The sequence below is a fragment of the Verrucomicrobiota bacterium JB022 genome (assembly GCA_030673845.1).
In the GTDB taxonomy this organism is placed as follows: domain Bacteria; phylum Verrucomicrobiota; class Verrucomicrobiia; order Opitutales; family Oceanipulchritudinaceae; genus WOUP01.
In genome coordinates, this window is sequence record JAUTCQ010000003.1 from 207,295 (window position 1) to 222,895 (window position 15,601).

Consider the following 15,601-nt stretch of genomic DNA (forward strand, 5'->3'; position numbering starts at 1 on the left):
TAGCTTCTTCTCATGCAGATCGAGGAGTTAAAGCGCAAGGTGCAGCCTCTTTGCGAACGGCAGAAAGTCCGCCGCCTTGATCTGTTTGGCTCGCGGGCGCGCGCAGATGGGTCGGAAGCAAGCGATTTCGATTTTGTCGCCGAGTTTGAGGCGGTAGATCCAGAGAAGCTAGGTCGCTACTATTTCAATCTCTTGCACGAGTTGGAAGATACCCTGCACAAGCCCGTCGACCTACTGACATATGATGCTGTGGCCAAGCCGCGCTTGCGTCGGAATATCGAAGCCGATCGTGTGAATCTATATGCGCGCACAGATTAAGGATTTGATCGATGATGTGCTGGAGGCACACGAGCGCATCTCTAGCTTTGTCTCAGGGTATTCGTTTGCCGATTATGTGGCTGATGAAAAGACTCGCTTGGCGGTGGAGCGTTGTCTGGAGATCATGAGCGAGGCGCTTACGCGTATGGCACGCATAGATCCTGGGGTTGAAGTGGCGGTGAGGGATTATCGCGATATGCGGTCGTTCCGTAATATTCTGGTCCACGATTATGGGCGAGTTGACGACCGAATCGTCTGGACGGTGTTGCATGACCACCTTCCTCGCCTTGTGGAAGACGTGAAAAGCCTGCGCTCTTAGCCTCGGCTTCTGAAAAAGAACCCGGTGTTTTTTTTTCGTGTGGAGACAGAATTCTAGCCGCAGATGAAACGCAGATTTACGCGGATGAAAGAAGGCAGATAGAGATTCTTACATCCGGCATCCTGTCGTTCATGCGTTAGCCTGGGGCCGCGTCATTCTCCAATTCTCCTTATCCGCGTCAATCTGCGTTTCATCCGCGGCTAAAACACCGGATTGGGCGACAACCTGCCGCAGGCGCCTGGCCTTCGGCAGAGCCCGCCGTCACGTGTTCGTAACCCCGTTCTCGCTTGATAAAAGGGCGGACATTGCCGAACATACGCCCATGCCCGGACGTAACGGTAATAAAGGCAAGATCGCGTACTTCAACCGAGAATTGAGCTGGTTGGCGTTCAACCGCCGCGTGCTCGAACAGGCTGAAGACGAACGCTATCCCTTGGCCGAACGTGTCCGTTTCCTCACCTTCGTCGGCTCCAACCTCGACGAGTTTTTCGAGATCCGGGTCAGCGGTTTGATCCAACAAGTGGAGTCGGGCAGCACCAACACCGGGCTCGACGGACTGGGGCCCAAGGAGCAGCTGCGCCGCATCCGGCAGGTCGTCGCCGCACTGGTCAAGGACGCTTATGCGTGCTGGCAGGATCAACTGGTGCCCGCGCTGGCCAAGTCCAAGATCGTCTTCAAGAGCCGCGACCAGCTGACCAAGCGCGAGGTCAACTGGCTGAAGGAATACTTCGAGACGGAAGTGCAGCCGGTGCTCACGCCGCTGGCGATCGACCCGACGCACCCCTTCCCGCAGTTTGGCAACAAGAGCCTCAACCTCCTCCTCTGGCTCGACGACCCCGATACGCCGCAGACGGAGCTGATGCTGGCCTTCATCCCCGTGCCGCGCATCCTGCCGCGCGTCGTGCGCATCCCCGGCACCTCCCGCACGCCGCCGACCTACATCTTTCTCAACGACGTGATCAAGCACTTCGCGCAGCAGCTCTTCCCGGGCTACAACCTGCGCGCGGCCCACGCCTTCCGCATCACGCGCAATTCCGACCTCTACATCGACGAGGAGGAAGTCGAAAACCTCCTCCAATACATCGAGGAAGAGCTCTACAACCTGCGCAAGGGAGCGGCGGTACGTCTGGAGATCGAAGACGGCGTGGAAGACGAGCTGCTCCAGCAGTTGCTCGACGCGATCAAGCTGCCCAAGCAGTACGTCTACCGCATCCACGGGCCGATCAACCTCATGCGCCTCAGCACGCTGGTCGACCTGATCGAAGACAGCTCGCTCAAATTCAAGCCCTTCCACCCCTACACGCCGCCCAGCCTGCGCAACCCCAGCGGCATCTTCGACGCGATCCGCCAGAAAGACCAGATCCTGCACCACCCTTACGACGCTTTCGACCCGGTGGTGGAGCTGGTGCGCCAGGCCTCGCGCGACCCCAAGGTGCTGGCGATCAAGATCACGCTTTACCGCACGTCCAGCGATTCGCCCATCGTCAAGGCCCTGATGGAGGCCGCCCGCAACAACAAGCAGGTGACGGTGCTGATCGAGCTGAAGGCCCGCTTCGACGAGGCCAACAACATCACCTGGGCCAAGCAGATGGAAGAGGCTGGCGTGCACGTGGTCTACGGCTTCGTGGGCCTCAAGACGCACTGCAAGTGCATGCTCATCGTGCGCCGCGAAGAGAAGGGCCTGCGCCGCTACGCCCACCTCGGCACCGGCAATTACCACCCCAAGACGGCCAAGCTCTACACCGACGTCAGCTTTATGACCTGTCGCGAAGAGCTGACCGAGGAAGTGGCGGAAGTCTTCAACACCCTCACCGGCTTTGCCAAGAGCCCGCAGTTCCGCCACCTGCTCGTCGCGCCCTACAGCCTGCACCGGCGCATGAACCAGCACATCCTGCAGGAGGCGCGCAACGCCAAGAAGGGCCTCAAGGCGCGCATCATCGTGAAGTGCAACAGCCTCATCAACGAGGAGACCATCGCCAACCTCTACAAGGCCAGTCAGGCCGGCGTAAAGATCGACTGCGTGGTGCGGGGCATCTGCGGCCTCGTGCCCGGCGTCAAAGGCATGAGCGAAAACATCACTGTGCGCTCCATCCTCGGCCGCTTCCTCGAGCACAGCCGCATCTACTACTTCGAGAACGCCGAAGAGGGCCGCCCGCTCATCTTTGCCGGCAGTGCCGACTGGATGGACCGCAACTTCTACCGCCGCATCGAAGTCGTCTTCCCCATCGAAGACGACAACATCCGCCACTGCATCCTCGAAGGCATCCTTGAGCCCTCGCTACGCGACAACGCCTTCGCCAAGTTCCTCCAGCCCAACGGCGCCTACCTGCCCGACGAAAACAACAAGGCCCCCGACGCCTTCTCCAGCCAGCACTATTTCGTCGAAGACGCCGAACGCAAAGCCCGCGTCGTCGAAGTCGAAAAAGCTGAAGACGACGTGGAAGAGGGGGAGGAGTAGGGGTTATAGTTAGGTAAGGTTATGCTCGCAACCCCTGCTTTGCGTCGTTTACCTATCGGGCATGCCGCTGAGCGATTTGCGCCCGACTTCCCTGCCTCGAGTTTACGATTTGGTTAAGTCCGCTGGGCTTGATGTTCGCGATTGGAGTAACTATAAACATCCTGATAAGCCGGCTGGAAATCCTAAATACTGCTACGAGTGGGCTTTCTGGAGTGATTATCGCGTTGTATTGCTGCTTTGGATTCAGGACTTTGAGGAAGATCACAGGGGAATTTATCAAGACCTTGACTACAAAGAGAAAGAGGAAAACGGGAGTTGGAATTCGGTTCAGTTGAGAAGGGTGAAAAGGATGCAGGAAGCACTTCAGATCGCTTGGGATCAGAAGCTGCCTGTTTCAGTAATCATAAATGAAGGCCAACGAAAAGAAGACAGTGAATCAGGAGCATCTGTTGTCGACGCAAGGAAACTAGATGACCGAGACTGGTTTCTTGAGAGCTACAATGGCCATGGAGTGTATCGCCTGCGCAGAATTGAGGCGGAGCAGCGCGCCGTTAAATTAACCCGGCTTGTTTATAATTCCCTTGATTGGCGTTGTCCCTCCGGGGATGATAAACGAGAGTCATCCACGACGTATAGCGGTAAGAACGGGTTTGGCCATGAGGAATGGCTGTTTCGCGATGAATGGCTAATTGATGGATGGCGCTACGCCTTCATTCAGGGTTTCCATAAAGGAAACTACCAGCGCAAGGTGTTTGATGTAGGCTTGTATACCATTGAGCCTTCTCGGACCAGGCGTTTGGTGGCTGTTATCTACGAGGTTGAAGGATTGGATCAAGATGAGTCTGCGAAGGCACTTGGAATCTTTCAGGAAAAGGGCTGGTTGGCCAAGATGAAGGCCGAAGTAGATGAGATTAATGGGAACTCCTCGGCGATTCATCCTCATGCGGCCGCAAGAGATATTATCAATGTTCGTTTTAGGCGCGAGAAGGTGGAGAGAATGAGTTTTGAAATGGAGGACACCGATTGGATTCGGGGCCGCCATCGCTATATGCTCTATGATATCGAAGGATCAGATAAGATCTTGGTTGAACGATCGGTGAAGCGCCGAGCAGGCTCTCATGATGCTCCAGAGGGCAAGGCCGTTTTTCGGAAAGGTGGGAAACCTGTAGAATACACCCCGGAGCATTTTGAAATACAGAGAAAGTTGGTTGATGAATTAAGAGAGGAATTTGGGTTCAAGGCGGTGATGTGCGAGCAAGATTTTGTAGATGTCCGAGTTGAAACCCCCGAGAGGCGAATCTTTTTTGAAATAAAAACAGACCTGCTGGTGAAATCCGTCATCAGGCAGGCTATAGGTCAACTGCTTGAATATGGCTATCACCCCGGTAGCCCCTGTGGCAGGGCCGATGAGCTTGTGATCGTAGGAAGGGGAGCGCCTGATCGCACCGATGCGCTATATCTTGAAATGCTGCAAAAGCAGTTCCGCCTGCCGATTTCCTATCGACAGGTGAAAATATAGTTTCGGCGGTTAGCTTCCCTGCTCTCCAATTTCTTTTCTCCCGCAATTTTTGCAGTTGCTTTGCTTCATTCAAACGCTCATGTCAGCATGAATGAAGCATCTTCTGCATCCTGCCGTTATCAAGCTGTCACTGTTGGTCGTGTTCGCGGGCGTCTCGTTGTTCCAGACGGGCTGCGTGGTCGGTCGCCGCACGGTCGATTTGCCGCTGCCTGAGGTCGCGGTGTCGGGCGCTGCGCCGACTGCGCAAGTGGGCCTGGTGAGCGTCGAAGACCAGCGCGTGTTCGTCGACAAACCCGAAAGCCCCTCCACCCCGTCCATTGACGGCAAGGTGGCCACCCTTACGCCCGAGCAACAGGCGCGCATGATCGGCCGCCAGCGCAACGGCTACGGTATGGCCGTGGGCGATGTGGCCTTGCCGGAGGGCATCACCGTGCAGCAGAAGGTGGAAGACTTGGCCGCCCGTGCCTTTGCCGAGGTGGGCTATGAACTGGTCGACGGTAGCGGACCGCAAACGACGCTCGAGATCGACGTAAAGAAGTTCTGGGGCTGGTTCACGCCGGGCTTTGTCGCGGTGAAGTTTGAGGCCGAAATCGAAGTCGACCTGGTTCTGACCAGTGCCGGGCGCACCCAAACCATTCCCGTACGCGGCTATGGCATCAACAAGGCCCAAATCGCCAGCGATGCCAACTGGCAGCTCGCCTACCGCCGCGCCTTCGAAGACCTGACGAAGAACATGGTCGAGGCGCTCGAATCGGCGAACGCGTTTTAGCGCCCAGCCACGATAGACTTCTCAAGGCTCCCGGTGAATCGCGCCGGGAGCTTTTTTGTGTTGAGACAGTCTCAACAGAGGTAGAGGCACATGAAAAAGGACAGGATGTAAAGTCCTGTCCTGTCGATCGTGTCGTGGTTAGCTAACCTAGGAGCGATCCCAGACCCAGGTGCTGTTGGTGGAGTCGTAGACCCACGGGTAGTAGCCGCGAGTCGTCCAATACCAGGAGGCGTTATTGGAGCTCCAGATCCAGTAGGCGTTCCAGTCGTCGGGGCCGATGCCAGCTTCCTCGACCCACCACCAGTCCTGCTTTTCATTCAGCCACAACCAAGGGTAGTTGCGCTGGAAGAACCAGCCAAACGGGGCCGACTTGGCCCAGCCATCGCCGAGCGTGGGGTCGTAGCTGACGGTTTCTTCGTTCAGCAAGTACGAATAGAGCTTGCGGGCGTTGTCGTAATCGAAGGGCTCTGTGCGCTCGTCGATCTCGTGCCTTACAAGGATGGTGGGGCCGTCAAACTCAATTGGGTCCGATGTAACAAGCGAGGAATTGGGAAGCCAATCGTTGGACACATAGCCAACATAAATGCTGCTATCCAGTTGATACATCGTCCAAATCGAAGCACTACCGGCCTCTTCGGGGAGGTAGAACTTCCACTGGAAGGGCGTGGCGGCGAGCGGAGCGGCGGCGCAGAGGGCGAGAAGGGCGAGGGTCGGTTTCATCGTTTGGTAAAGGGTAATCTATGATTCATGCGGTTTGGCATAGTCAATCCTTTGCTACCGGGCCAACGGGTTTATCGCCGTCGCTGATAGGGCGGAGGGGGATCACTTGTGGTGCAGGGGCACGGTGGTGGGCTATTTATACGGCTTTGAAAAGTTTTGCCTGGGCGGGACCTTTCGGGTTCAGGTATCGCGTATGGCTTGTTCTTATCTCTCCAGACTTGCCGCTGTAGCCGGGGTATACGCTATCTCCGCCGTTGCTTGCGCCGGTGAAGAGCTGGATCTCTCCCGCAACACGTTGATGGAGAAGACCGACTTGGGAGGCAGACGCTACGTGCAGACGATTTCCTTGATCTCAGGCTTTCCCATCCGGGTTGAGACTCAAGTAAGCAGCAAAGGCAACGGCGTGGTGACCATCGAGAACCTGCAGCTCCGCCTCTACGATGCCCATGGTGATGGCGCTCATTTTGAGCCTTCGCTGCTAAAAACTGAGTTCCTGGACCTCAATGGCGATGGCTATACCGATATTCGGATCTCGGGCACCGTGGTCTACGATCAGCATGAGAAGGCTGACCTCGAGCCAGAAAAGAATTGGCAGATCTGGGAGCCGGTGCGGTTTGTTTATCATTACGATCCTGCCCGCGACGGCTTCTTTTTGCAGACGCAGTCGGCGAGCTTTGGCCTCGACCCCTCAGAAGGCCCGATAACGAGTAAGAATTTCTTAAATAACCTTTCTCCAGATAAGGCCATACCATGATCACCTTCAAATCGGCGAAAGCCATCGCAGAAGCTCAAATCCGGAGGATTGCTCAAGAAAGCAACCTGCTGCTGGTATTGAATCCCCACGTTATAGAGGAGTTTGAAGCAGGTTGGGTCTTTTTCTATAACACGAAGCCTTATTTCGAAGGCGACCGCTCCAGCACCAGTCTACTGGCGGGAAACGGTCCCCTGCTGGTCTTGCGCCAGACGGGTGAGCTTAAGATCCTACCGGCCAGTATGAACGTTGGAAAAGGAGTGCAGTGGGCCTTGGACGGGTGAGAACCGGATAAAGTGGCTGTTTGTCGCACTGCATCACCGTGCTAAATCCGTCCGATGTCCCTCCGCCACCCTATTAGCCGCCTTTTTCTCCCGCGCTCATTGACATTACTGGAACTGGGTGCCAAACCAGAGACGCAAGCGGCAATTTCTCGCCCCCCGCAACCTTTCAACCTGAGAAAAGTCCATGACCACGATTGTAGACATCAACGCCCGCGAAATCATCGACTCCCGCGGTAACCCGACCGTCGAAGTCGACGTTGAACTCGAGTCCGGCGTGATCGGCCGTGCCGCCGTGCCCTCCGGTGCCTCCACCGGCGAGCATGAAGCCCTCGAGCTGCGCGACGGCGCCCTGAAGAGCAAGAAGGCTGAAGGCCTCGACACCGACCGCTATTTCGGCAAGGGCGTGCTCAAGGCTGTGAGCAACGTCAACACCGCCATCGCCGAAGCCCTGCTGGGTATGGACGCCCTCGACCAGGTGGCCGTGGACCGCGCGATGCTCGAGCTGGACGGCACCGACAACAAGAAGAAGCTGGGCGCCAACGCCATCCTCGGCGTCTCCCTCGCCACCGCGAAGGCCGCTGCCCAAGCCCTCGACATGCCGCTCTACCGCTACATCGGCGGTGTGAACGCCAAGGTGCTGCCCGTGCCGATGATGAACATCATGAACGGTGGCGCGCACTCCGATGCCCCCATCGACATCCAGGAGTTCATGATCATGCCGGTCGGCGCTCCCAGCTTCACCAAGGCCCTGCAAATGGGCGCCGAAGTGTTCCACACCCTCAAGAAGCTGCTCAAGGCCAAGGGCCTCTCGACCGCCGTGGGTGACGAAGGTGGCTTTGCCCCCAACATCGAGAGCAACTACGCCGCCCTCGAGGTGATCGCCAAGGCAGTCGGCGAAGCCGGTTACAAGCTCGGCCAAGACATTTACATCGCCCTCGACGTCGCCTCCTCCGAGTTCTTCAACAAGGAAAAGAGCAAGTACGTCTTCAGCAAGAGCGACAAGTCCGAGCGCAGCAGCGCCGAGATGGTCGACTTCCTGGCCGACCTCTGCAACAAGTTCCCGATCATCTCGATCGAAGACGGTTGCGCCGAGAACGACTGGGACGGCTGGAAGATGCTGACCGACAAGATCGGCAACAAGACCCAGCTCGTGGGTGACGACTTGTTCGTGACCAACACCAGCTTCCTCTCCAAGGGCATCGAGCGCGGCGTCGCCAACTCCATCCTCGTGAAGGTGAACCAGATCGGCTCCCTCACCGAGACCCTCGACGCCGTCGAAATGGCCAAGGAAGCCAAGTACACCGCCGTGCTCTCGCACCGCTCCGGCGAAACCGAAGACACCACGATCGCCGACATCGCCGTCGCGACCAACTGCGGCCAGATCAAGACCGGCTCCATGAGCCGCTCCGACCGTATCGCGAAGTACAACCAGCTCCTCCGCATCGAGGAAATGCTCGGCAAGAACGCGGTCTACGGCGGCAAGCTCATCGCTCGCTAAGCCTCGCGCCATTCGCGTTTCTATTTGAAAACGGCCGCACTCCTTCGAGGGTGCGGCCGTTTTCTTTTTGGATGGGGTGGGGCTGGCATCCTGACGGATGCGTTGTTTTTTCGCGGCGTGACCGGAAGTCGTCGCTACGCTCCGAAATCCGGCTAGCTGCTGGCACCCTGCGGGTGCTTTGATCAGATCTTTTCCTTTTGCAGACCGCCCAGCACCCCTTGGGGATGCCAGCGATTAGCCGTGACGTCGCCGCAGGCGACTTCCGGTAACGTGTCCCGGCCACAATGCACCCTTGGGGTGCCAGCCCCCCGTGATCGCGCCTCTCGCCGCTTCGGTGGCAACAAATGTCCTTTGCTGTTGTCAGGCGGACGGGTTCGGGCCTATGGTGGCTGTTTTCCGACCGCCCCTGAGGGTCTGGTCACACTCCTTTTGCATCATGGCTAACGATACTTACGATTTGGTGGTGATTGGCGGCGGCCCCGCCGGTTACGCAGCAGCAATCCGCGCCGGTCAGCTGGGCAAGAAAGTCGCCTGCATCGAGATCGAGCGCGCGGGCGGCACGTGCCTCAACTGGGGCTGTATCCCCTCCAAAGCCCTGCTCAAGGCGGCCGAGACCTTCGAGAGCATCCACGGTGCGGAAGAATTTGGCGTGACGGTGGGCGACGTGAAGGTCGATTTCGCCAAGGTCATGCAACGCTCCCGCGGCGTGTCCGACCGGATGGCGCGCGGCATCGAGTTCCTCTTCAAGAAGAACAAGGTCGACTACTTCCTCGGTCGCGGCCACGTGCCCACCCCCGGCATCGTTCAGATCACCGAAGGCCCCGATGAGGGGAAATCCTTCCAGACGAAGAACACCCTCATCGCCACCGGCTGCCGCTCCCGCCGTCTGCCGGGCCTCGAGGTCGACGGCGAGCGCGTGATGACCTCCCGCGAAGCCCTCGTGATGAAGAAGCAGCCCAAGAGCATCGCCATTCTCGGTGCGGGCGCCATCGGGGTGGAGTTTGCCTACTTCCTCAATACCCTCGGCACCGAAGTGCACCTCGTCGAGATGATGGACCGCATCGTGCCGGTCGAAGACGAAGAAATTTCCCAGGCCCTCGCCCGCTCCTTCAAAAAGCAGGGCATCAAGGTTTACACCGGCACCAAGGTCGAAAACCCGGAAGTGACGGAAAACGGTGCCAAGATGCAGCTCGTGAAGGGGGACAAGACGGAGACCCTCGAAGTCGACACCCTCCTGCTCTCCATCGGCGTCGTGCCCCTGCTCGAAGGTGCCCTCGGCGACCGCGTGAAGCTCGACCTCGACCAGCGCGGCTACATCAAGGTCAACGACCGCTACGAGACCAACGTGAAAGGCATCTACGCCGCCGGCGACATCATTGGGCCGCCCTGGCTGGCCCACGTGGCCACCTACGAGGCCGTGCAAGCCGTCAACGGCATGTTCAAGCACAGCGAGCCCAAGCGCGTGACGACCTACCCCGGCTGCACCTACTGCCACCCGCAGATCGCCAGCGTGGGCCTCACCGAGCAAAAGGCCAAGGAGCTGAAGCTGGACTACAAGGTCGGCAAGTTCCCCTTCACCGCGCTCGGCAAGGCCGTCGCCGTCAACATGCCCGACGGCTTTGTGAAGCTGATCACCGACGCCAAATACGGCGAGATCCTCGGCGCCCACATCATCGGCAACGACGCGACGGAGCTGATCACCGAATACGTGCTCGCGATGAAGAGTGAGATCACGGTCGACGAGATCCACGCCACGATCCACGCCCACCCCACGATGTCCGAAGCCCTCGGCGAAGCCGCTGCGGCCACCCACAACGAGGCCATCCACATCTAAGGGCCGCGGCCTTTTTAGTTACATCCTTTCCGTCCTCGACCGTTTGCAACGGTCGAGGCTTTTTTGTCCCCGGTTGGAGCAGTCCATCCCCACGCGGGTGGGGAATACGCCGGCTACCATTGGCAAGACGCTGCAGCGGCCGGTCCATCCCCACGCGGGTGGGGAATACAATCAGCGAATGGAAACCCATCTGATCGAGCGCGGTCCATCCCCACGCGGGTGGGGAATACAGCTACGAACAAAGCAATACCCAGCCCGGACCCGGTCCATCCCCACGCGGGTGGGGAATACTCGCCCCGGACGACGTAAATCACTGCCGCCATCGGTCCATCCCCACGCGGGTGGGGAATACACGGAAGGCGGCTGGCTGACGGTCAGCGAAGCCGGTCCATCCCCACGCGGGTGGGGAATACCACGGGCAGGAAGAAATCCATCCACCAGATGGCGGTCCATCCCCACGCGGGTGGGGAATACCGGTCGGGCTGCCGCACCCTCTGGAATTTGTCCGGTCCATCCCCACGCGGGTGGGGAATACGAAGCGCTTCACCTCCTTGGTGACCATGTCCACGGTCCATCCCCACGCGGGTGGGGAATACCGAAGAAGGGAGACGCTTTAGGCGCGGGCCTTCGGTCCATCCCCACGCGGGTGGGGAATACTTGGCGGGCTGCATCCTCATACACCCACGGCGCGGTCCATCCCCACGCGGGTGGGGAATACTCGGTGAAAAGCTCGCGGGCGGCGAGGATGTGCGGTCCATCCCCACGCGGGTGGGGAATACGGCGAGGTTGCTGTTGCGGTAGAAAAATCCAGCGGTCCATCCCCACGCGGGTGGGGAATACACCAGACCGCAAAAAACACGGCCCGACCTCCACGGTCCATCCCCACGCGGGTGGGGAATACTCCGTCGTGAGCACGCCAGACCGCCCGTTTGGCGGTCCATCCCCACGCGGGTGGGGAATACTGTCAGGTGCTCCATGTCTTCAGGCTCAGGGCCGGTCCATCCCCACGCGGGTGGGGAATACCTGGGCAAGACTGAACTGGATGATGAGTTCCACGGTCCATCCCCACGCGGGTGGGGAATACGCAACACATTCGACCGAGTATCTGTCGATCGACGGTCCATCCCCACGCGGGTGGGGAATACCCGTGGGAGCGCCTGGTCGGCGTGCCTGCGGCCGGTCCATCCCCACGCGGGTGGGGAATACTCTTGATAAATCAACGACTTAGAGAGGCTAAAAGCAAGAAAATCCGGCTTTTGGTAGGGTGGAATGGTCGTCGGGAGGGCGACTACGAATCCGCGTGCTGGCTGGCTGACAGGGGAGGCGATGCCCAACGCGCTATGGGAGTGCTGCGCTCTGCGCAGATCTGGTTTTTGGAACCCTATAGGTGGCCATGTGCCTCCGGATTCTCACCAAGGCACAAAAAAGCCCGCTTCGGTGAAAAAGCGGGCCTAACAGGTTTGGGAAAATGGTCGGGGTGACAGGATTTGAACCTGCGACTTCTACGACCCGAACGTAGCGCTCTAGCCAGGCTGAGCTACACCCCGGAAAAGCAATCAGTAGATCGAAAGCGGAAAGGCCCCGCAAGGAAAATCTGAGCCGGCGCGCAGATTCCTCCGGGTGGGGAGGGGGCAGAGGGATGCGTTCGGCACGTCTCTCGACCATTGGGCAGAATCGGGCTTGCGCCAATCTACCGTTGAGACGTTAATCAAGGGCGTTTTTACCCAGGTGATCGACGCGCAAACCAACCCAAACCTCCTGCCTTGGTCGGCGTGCGGCGAAGTGGCCGCCGCGCCGGGGCTGTATCGCCCGTTGCTGGCGGGCCTGGAGCAGTTTACGCCCCGCACACTGCGTATGCGGCAGACGGAGCTGGACGCCGCCACGTCGGAGCTGGAGGCCTACGCCGCGCTCCACCTCGATGAGGGCGAATCGGTGCCCGCGCTGCATGGGCGGCTCGACTTGATGCCGCGCCTGATCGGCCGGGCCGAGTGGGAGCGGCTGGAGCGGGGCATCGTCCAGCGCCTGCAAGCTTTTCGCCTCTTCACGCAAGATTTGCTGGGGCCGCAGCGCTTCCTGCAGGACCGCGTGCTCTCGGTCGACGCAATCTGGAGCGACCCTGCCTTCCGCGTCGAATGGCTGGGCCTGCCGCTGCCGCACAACGGCCCGCTGACCCTTTCCGCCATCGACTTGCTGCCCACCGGCAACGGCAACTGGGCGGTGTGCGATCACTGGTTTTCGCGCCCCATCGGCCTCGGGGCGATCTTGCAACACCGGCGGCTGTTGACTCAGGCGGTGCCGGAGCTGTTCGATACGGTGCGGGTGGCTTCGGTCCAGCCATTTGCCGACCTCCTGAGCGAGACGCTGGCGGGGCTGGCGGAAGCCACTCCAGGGCGCGAGGCGGGCGTCATCCTGCTGGGCGAGGGCAATCACCCGGTGATGCAATACGAAGACAGCTTTCTGGCTCGCCACCTTGGCCTCCCGCTTGTCCAGCCGGGCGACCTGTTGGTGCGCGACGGCGAGGTGTTTTGGCGCACCGTGCAGGGCCTCAAGCCCGTGCAGGTGATCTGGCGGCGCCTGCAGAGCGGCTCGATCGACCCCGTCGCGCTCGGGACGGATGTGGCGGCGGGCCGGGGCGTCGCGGGCCTGCTCCATGCGGTGCGCCAAGGCTCGGTGCAGATTGTCAATGCGCCCGGCGCGGGGTCTTCGGAAAGCCGTGCCCTTTTGCGCTACGCCTCGCGGCTGGTGCGTTATTATCTGCAGGAAGACCCGCTGCTGGAGACGGTCGAGTCGTTCAACCTTTCCGACCCCGACCAGGCGCTGCAGGTGCTCGACGACCCGGACGCGTGGCTGATCCAGCCCTTGCATGATCGCGTGCGCCCATTGGAATGGCCCGAAGGCGGGCCGCACTCCGAGGAGGTGCGCCAGTGGATCGCCGAAATGGGGCGCTCGCTCGTGGCCCAACGCCGCCCGCAAATGCCCTCGCTGCCCTGCTTCGACGGGCGCGACTGGAACGCCCGCCACCTTGCGCTGCGCGTTTTTGCCCTTTGGACTCCCAACGGCCCGCAGCTCTTGCCCGGCGGCCTCTCGTGGGAACCTGATGGCTACAAGAACCCGGGCCGCCCCGTCGTGAAAGATACTTGGGTCGAAGCGCCGCCCGAAGGCCTCTTCCCGTGGCGCGACGAAGGGATCGACGTGAGCACGCCCATTTTCAACGCCCTGGGCAGCCGCCCGGCGGAGGCGATGTATTGGATCGGGCGTTACCTGGAGCGCTCGGAGAATACCGCCCGGATGGTGCGCACGCTTTACGAGATCCCGGTAGGGGAGCGCGGCCTTACCGCCAACAAGGCCGAATCGCCCGAGTTGTTGCGCCTCATCGCCCGCCTGGTCAGCCTCCCGGCCGACCTCGACCAGGAGGTGCTGCTCTCGAATCTGTTGATCGACCTGCAATCGCCGCCCTCGGTCAGTAGCTGCCTGCTGGCCGCCCAAGGCAGCGCGCGCGGCATCCGCGAGCGGCTCAGCCCGGAGTTCTGGCGCGCCCTCACGGCCCAAGTGGCCATGCTGGATCGCTTCCAGGACCGCAAGCGCCTCACGCCCAAGGTAGCGGGCGACATCTGCTCCAGCGTGGTGGCCGGCATCAGCCGCGTTTTCGGCACCGCCCGGCGCACGCTCGTCCACGATGTGTCGTGGCACTTCTTCAGTTTTGGCGCGCTGCTGGAGCGCACGATCACCAACTCCCTCCTACTGGAGACGATCCTGCTGCCTTGGCTCGACGGTTCGCGCGCCGACCAAAGCCACGATCGTTCGGAACTGGTGGTGCTGCTGCGCCTGACCAGCTCGCTCGACGCCTACCACCGCGAAAACCGGGTCCGCGCTTTACCCCGCCGCGTTTCCCGCCTGCTCTGGCAGAGCGAAGTGCTGCCCCACGCCGTCGCCTACGGCCTGCGCGAGATGTTTACGGACCTAGAGGCGATCCAGCGCACTTCGCTCCACGCCCCCGTGCTCTCGGAGAGCCTGCGCTCGCTGCAGGCGGAGGTGGCCGCGCTCGAATGGGGCCGCGGTGCCGGTCAGGGCGTCGAAGAAGTGCCCGTGCCCCCCGAGACGCTCCAGCGCCTGCTCGGCCTGCGTCCGCAGATCGAGGCCCTGCACCAGCAGTTGGAAGACCGCTACTTCAGTCACCAGGCCCCCATGGCCGCCTACCACCCCCGCTATGTGGTTTGAAGTCACCCACCGCACCACCTACCGCTACTCGACTCCCGCCTTTGAGTCGGTGGCAGAGCTGCGCATGGCCCCGCAGAGCAACCCGCACCAGACGGTCGAAGACTTCAGCCTGCAGGTGGAGCCCTCTGCCCCCGTGCGCCATTACTTCGACTACTTCGGCAACCGGGTCGACTACTTTTCGCTGCCCTTTCGCCATCCGGAGCTGCAGATCGTCGCCCGCACGCAGCTCAGCACCCTGCCGCCGCCTGAGCTAGGGGTGGTGCAAGAGGTCACGGTCGACGAGGCCCGCCAGATCCAGCGCAGCCAGTGGACGGAGTTCTTCCCGTATCTGCAGCGCAGCGCCTTCGTGCCCACCGCTCTGGTGGCCGAGTTTGGGGTGCCCAACTTTTTCGCGCCCGGTCGCCCGTTGTCGGAGGCGGCCTGGGAAGCCTGCGAATGGGTCTTCGAGAGCCTCTCTTACGTGCCCGGCAGCACTGTCATCAGCACGCCTCTGCGCGAGGTGTTCGAGAAGCGTATGGGCGTTTGTCAGGACTACGCGCACTTGCTGCTCGCCATCTGCCGCTACCACCGCATCCCCTGCCGTTACGTCAGCGGTTTCATCGAAGCGTTCGACCCTTCCATTGCAGGCGACGAGCCTTGGCGCGGGGCCGTGGCAACGCACGCTTGGATCGAAGTGGCGCTGCCCGGGGGCATCTGGTGGGGCCTCGACCCGACCAACCGTCAAGTCGTGGGCGAGCGCCACGTAATCACGGCGGTGGGCCGCGACTACGCCGACGTCTCCCCCATGCGCGGCACCTTCAACGGCGCCCCGCACCACCAGTTGTTCGTGGACGTCGAAGTCAAGCGCGAGCCGACGACGGTGTAAGGAGGGGCTTTGTTCCCGCGCCGTCTCTGTGGCATCCTGCGGGTGCTG

General features: G+C 60.7%; 12 protein-coding genes, 1 tRNA gene and 1 CRISPR repeat array. Of the genes, 11 read left to right on the forward strand and 2 right to left on the reverse strand.

Going from position 1 to position 15,601, the window contains the following annotated elements; translation table 11 throughout:
* Window positions 1–12: 12 nt before the first annotated feature.
* The 5 genes from Q7P63_02605 (at window position 13) to Q7P63_02625 (ending at window position 5,383) form a co-directional block, all read left to right on the forward strand.
* Window positions 13–318: a nucleotidyltransferase domain-containing protein gene (locus tag Q7P63_02605; protein ID MDP0498968.1), complete on the forward strand. Its 306-nt coding sequence runs from the start codon at window positions 13–15 to the stop codon at window positions 316–318.
* Complete coding sequence (locus Q7P63_02610; protein MDP0498969.1) at window positions 302–637, forward strand: DUF86 domain-containing protein; 336 nt, start codon at window positions 302–304, stop codon at window positions 635–637. The genes Q7P63_02605 and Q7P63_02610 overlap by 17 nt, the downstream gene beginning before the upstream one ends.
* Window positions 638–959: 322 nt before the next feature.
* Window positions 960–3,095, forward strand: a complete 2,136-nt coding sequence (ppk1, locus tag Q7P63_02615; protein ID MDP0498970.1) for a polyphosphate kinase 1 — start codon at window positions 960–962, stop codon at window positions 3,093–3,095.
* Window positions 3,096–3,156: 61 nt separating this feature from the next.
* The gene (locus Q7P63_02620; protein ID MDP0498971.1) at window positions 3,157–4,614 is read left to right on the forward strand and encodes a hypothetical protein; all 1,458 of its coding nucleotides are present in this window, start codon (window positions 3,157–3,159) and stop codon (window positions 4,612–4,614) included.
* Between the two features lie 91 nt (window positions 4,615–4,705).
* The gene (locus tag Q7P63_02625; protein MDP0498972.1) at window positions 4,706–5,383 is read left to right on the forward strand and encodes a hypothetical protein; all 678 of its coding nucleotides are present in this window, start codon (window positions 4,706–4,708) and stop codon (window positions 5,381–5,383) included.
* A gap of 147 nt (window positions 5,384–5,530) precedes the next feature.
* Here Q7P63_02625 and Q7P63_02630 read toward each other — a convergent pair whose 3' ends face one another.
* Window positions 5,531–6,103 carry a hypothetical protein gene (locus Q7P63_02630; protein ID MDP0498973.1) on the reverse strand — a complete coding sequence of 191 codons (573 nt, stop codon included), beginning with the start codon at window positions 6,101–6,103 and terminating at the stop codon, window positions 5,531–5,533.
* A 193-nt stretch (window positions 6,104–6,296) separates the two neighbouring features.
* Between Q7P63_02630 and Q7P63_02635 the strand changes: the two genes are divergently transcribed.
* From Q7P63_02635 to lpdA, 4 genes are all read left to right on the forward strand, one after another.
* Entirely contained in the window at window positions 6,297–6,857 is a 561-nt protein-coding gene (locus Q7P63_02635) for a hypothetical protein (GenBank protein ID MDP0498974.1), read from the forward strand.
* Complete coding sequence (locus Q7P63_02640) at window positions 6,854–7,138, forward strand: YrhB domain-containing protein (GenBank protein MDP0498975.1); 285 nt, start codon at window positions 6,854–6,856, stop codon at window positions 7,136–7,138. Before Q7P63_02635 ends, Q7P63_02640 begins: the two co-directional genes overlap by 4 nt.
* Before the next feature lie 184 nt (window positions 7,139–7,322).
* A complete protein-coding gene (gene eno, locus Q7P63_02645; protein ID MDP0498976.1) occupies window positions 7,323–8,636 on the forward strand; it encodes a phosphopyruvate hydratase in 1,314 nt (437 codons plus the stop codon).
* A gap of 436 nt (window positions 8,637–9,072) precedes the next feature.
* Window positions 9,073–10,470, forward strand: a complete 1,398-nt coding sequence (gene lpdA / locus Q7P63_02650; protein MDP0498977.1) for a dihydrolipoyl dehydrogenase — start codon at window positions 9,073–9,075, stop codon at window positions 10,468–10,470.
* Window positions 10,471–10,549: 79 nt separating this feature from the next.
* Window positions 10,550–11,676: direct repeats of the CRISPR family, unit length 29 nt; unit sequence CGGTCCATCCCCACGCGGGTGGGGAATAC.
* A 263-nt stretch (window positions 11,677–11,939) separates the two neighbouring features.
* Here lpdA and Q7P63_02655 read toward each other — a convergent pair.
* Window positions 11,940–12,017: transfer RNA gene (locus Q7P63_02655), tRNA-Pro, on the reverse strand.
* Window positions 12,018–12,150: 133 nt separating this feature from the next.
* On the opposite strand from Q7P63_02655, the gene Q7P63_02660 reads away from it, so the two are divergent.
* Window positions 12,151–14,688 carry a circularly permuted type 2 ATP-grasp protein gene (locus Q7P63_02660; protein ID MDP0498978.1) on the forward strand — a complete coding sequence of 846 codons (2,538 nt, stop codon included), beginning with the start codon at window positions 12,151–12,153 and terminating at the stop codon, window positions 14,686–14,688.
* The gene (locus Q7P63_02665) at window positions 14,678–15,553 is read left to right on the forward strand and encodes a transglutaminase family protein (protein ID MDP0498979.1); all 876 of its coding nucleotides are present in this window, start codon (window positions 14,678–14,680) and stop codon (window positions 15,551–15,553) included. The genes Q7P63_02660 and Q7P63_02665 overlap by 11 nt, the downstream gene beginning before the upstream one ends.
* Window positions 15,554–15,601 lie beyond the last annotated feature (48 nt).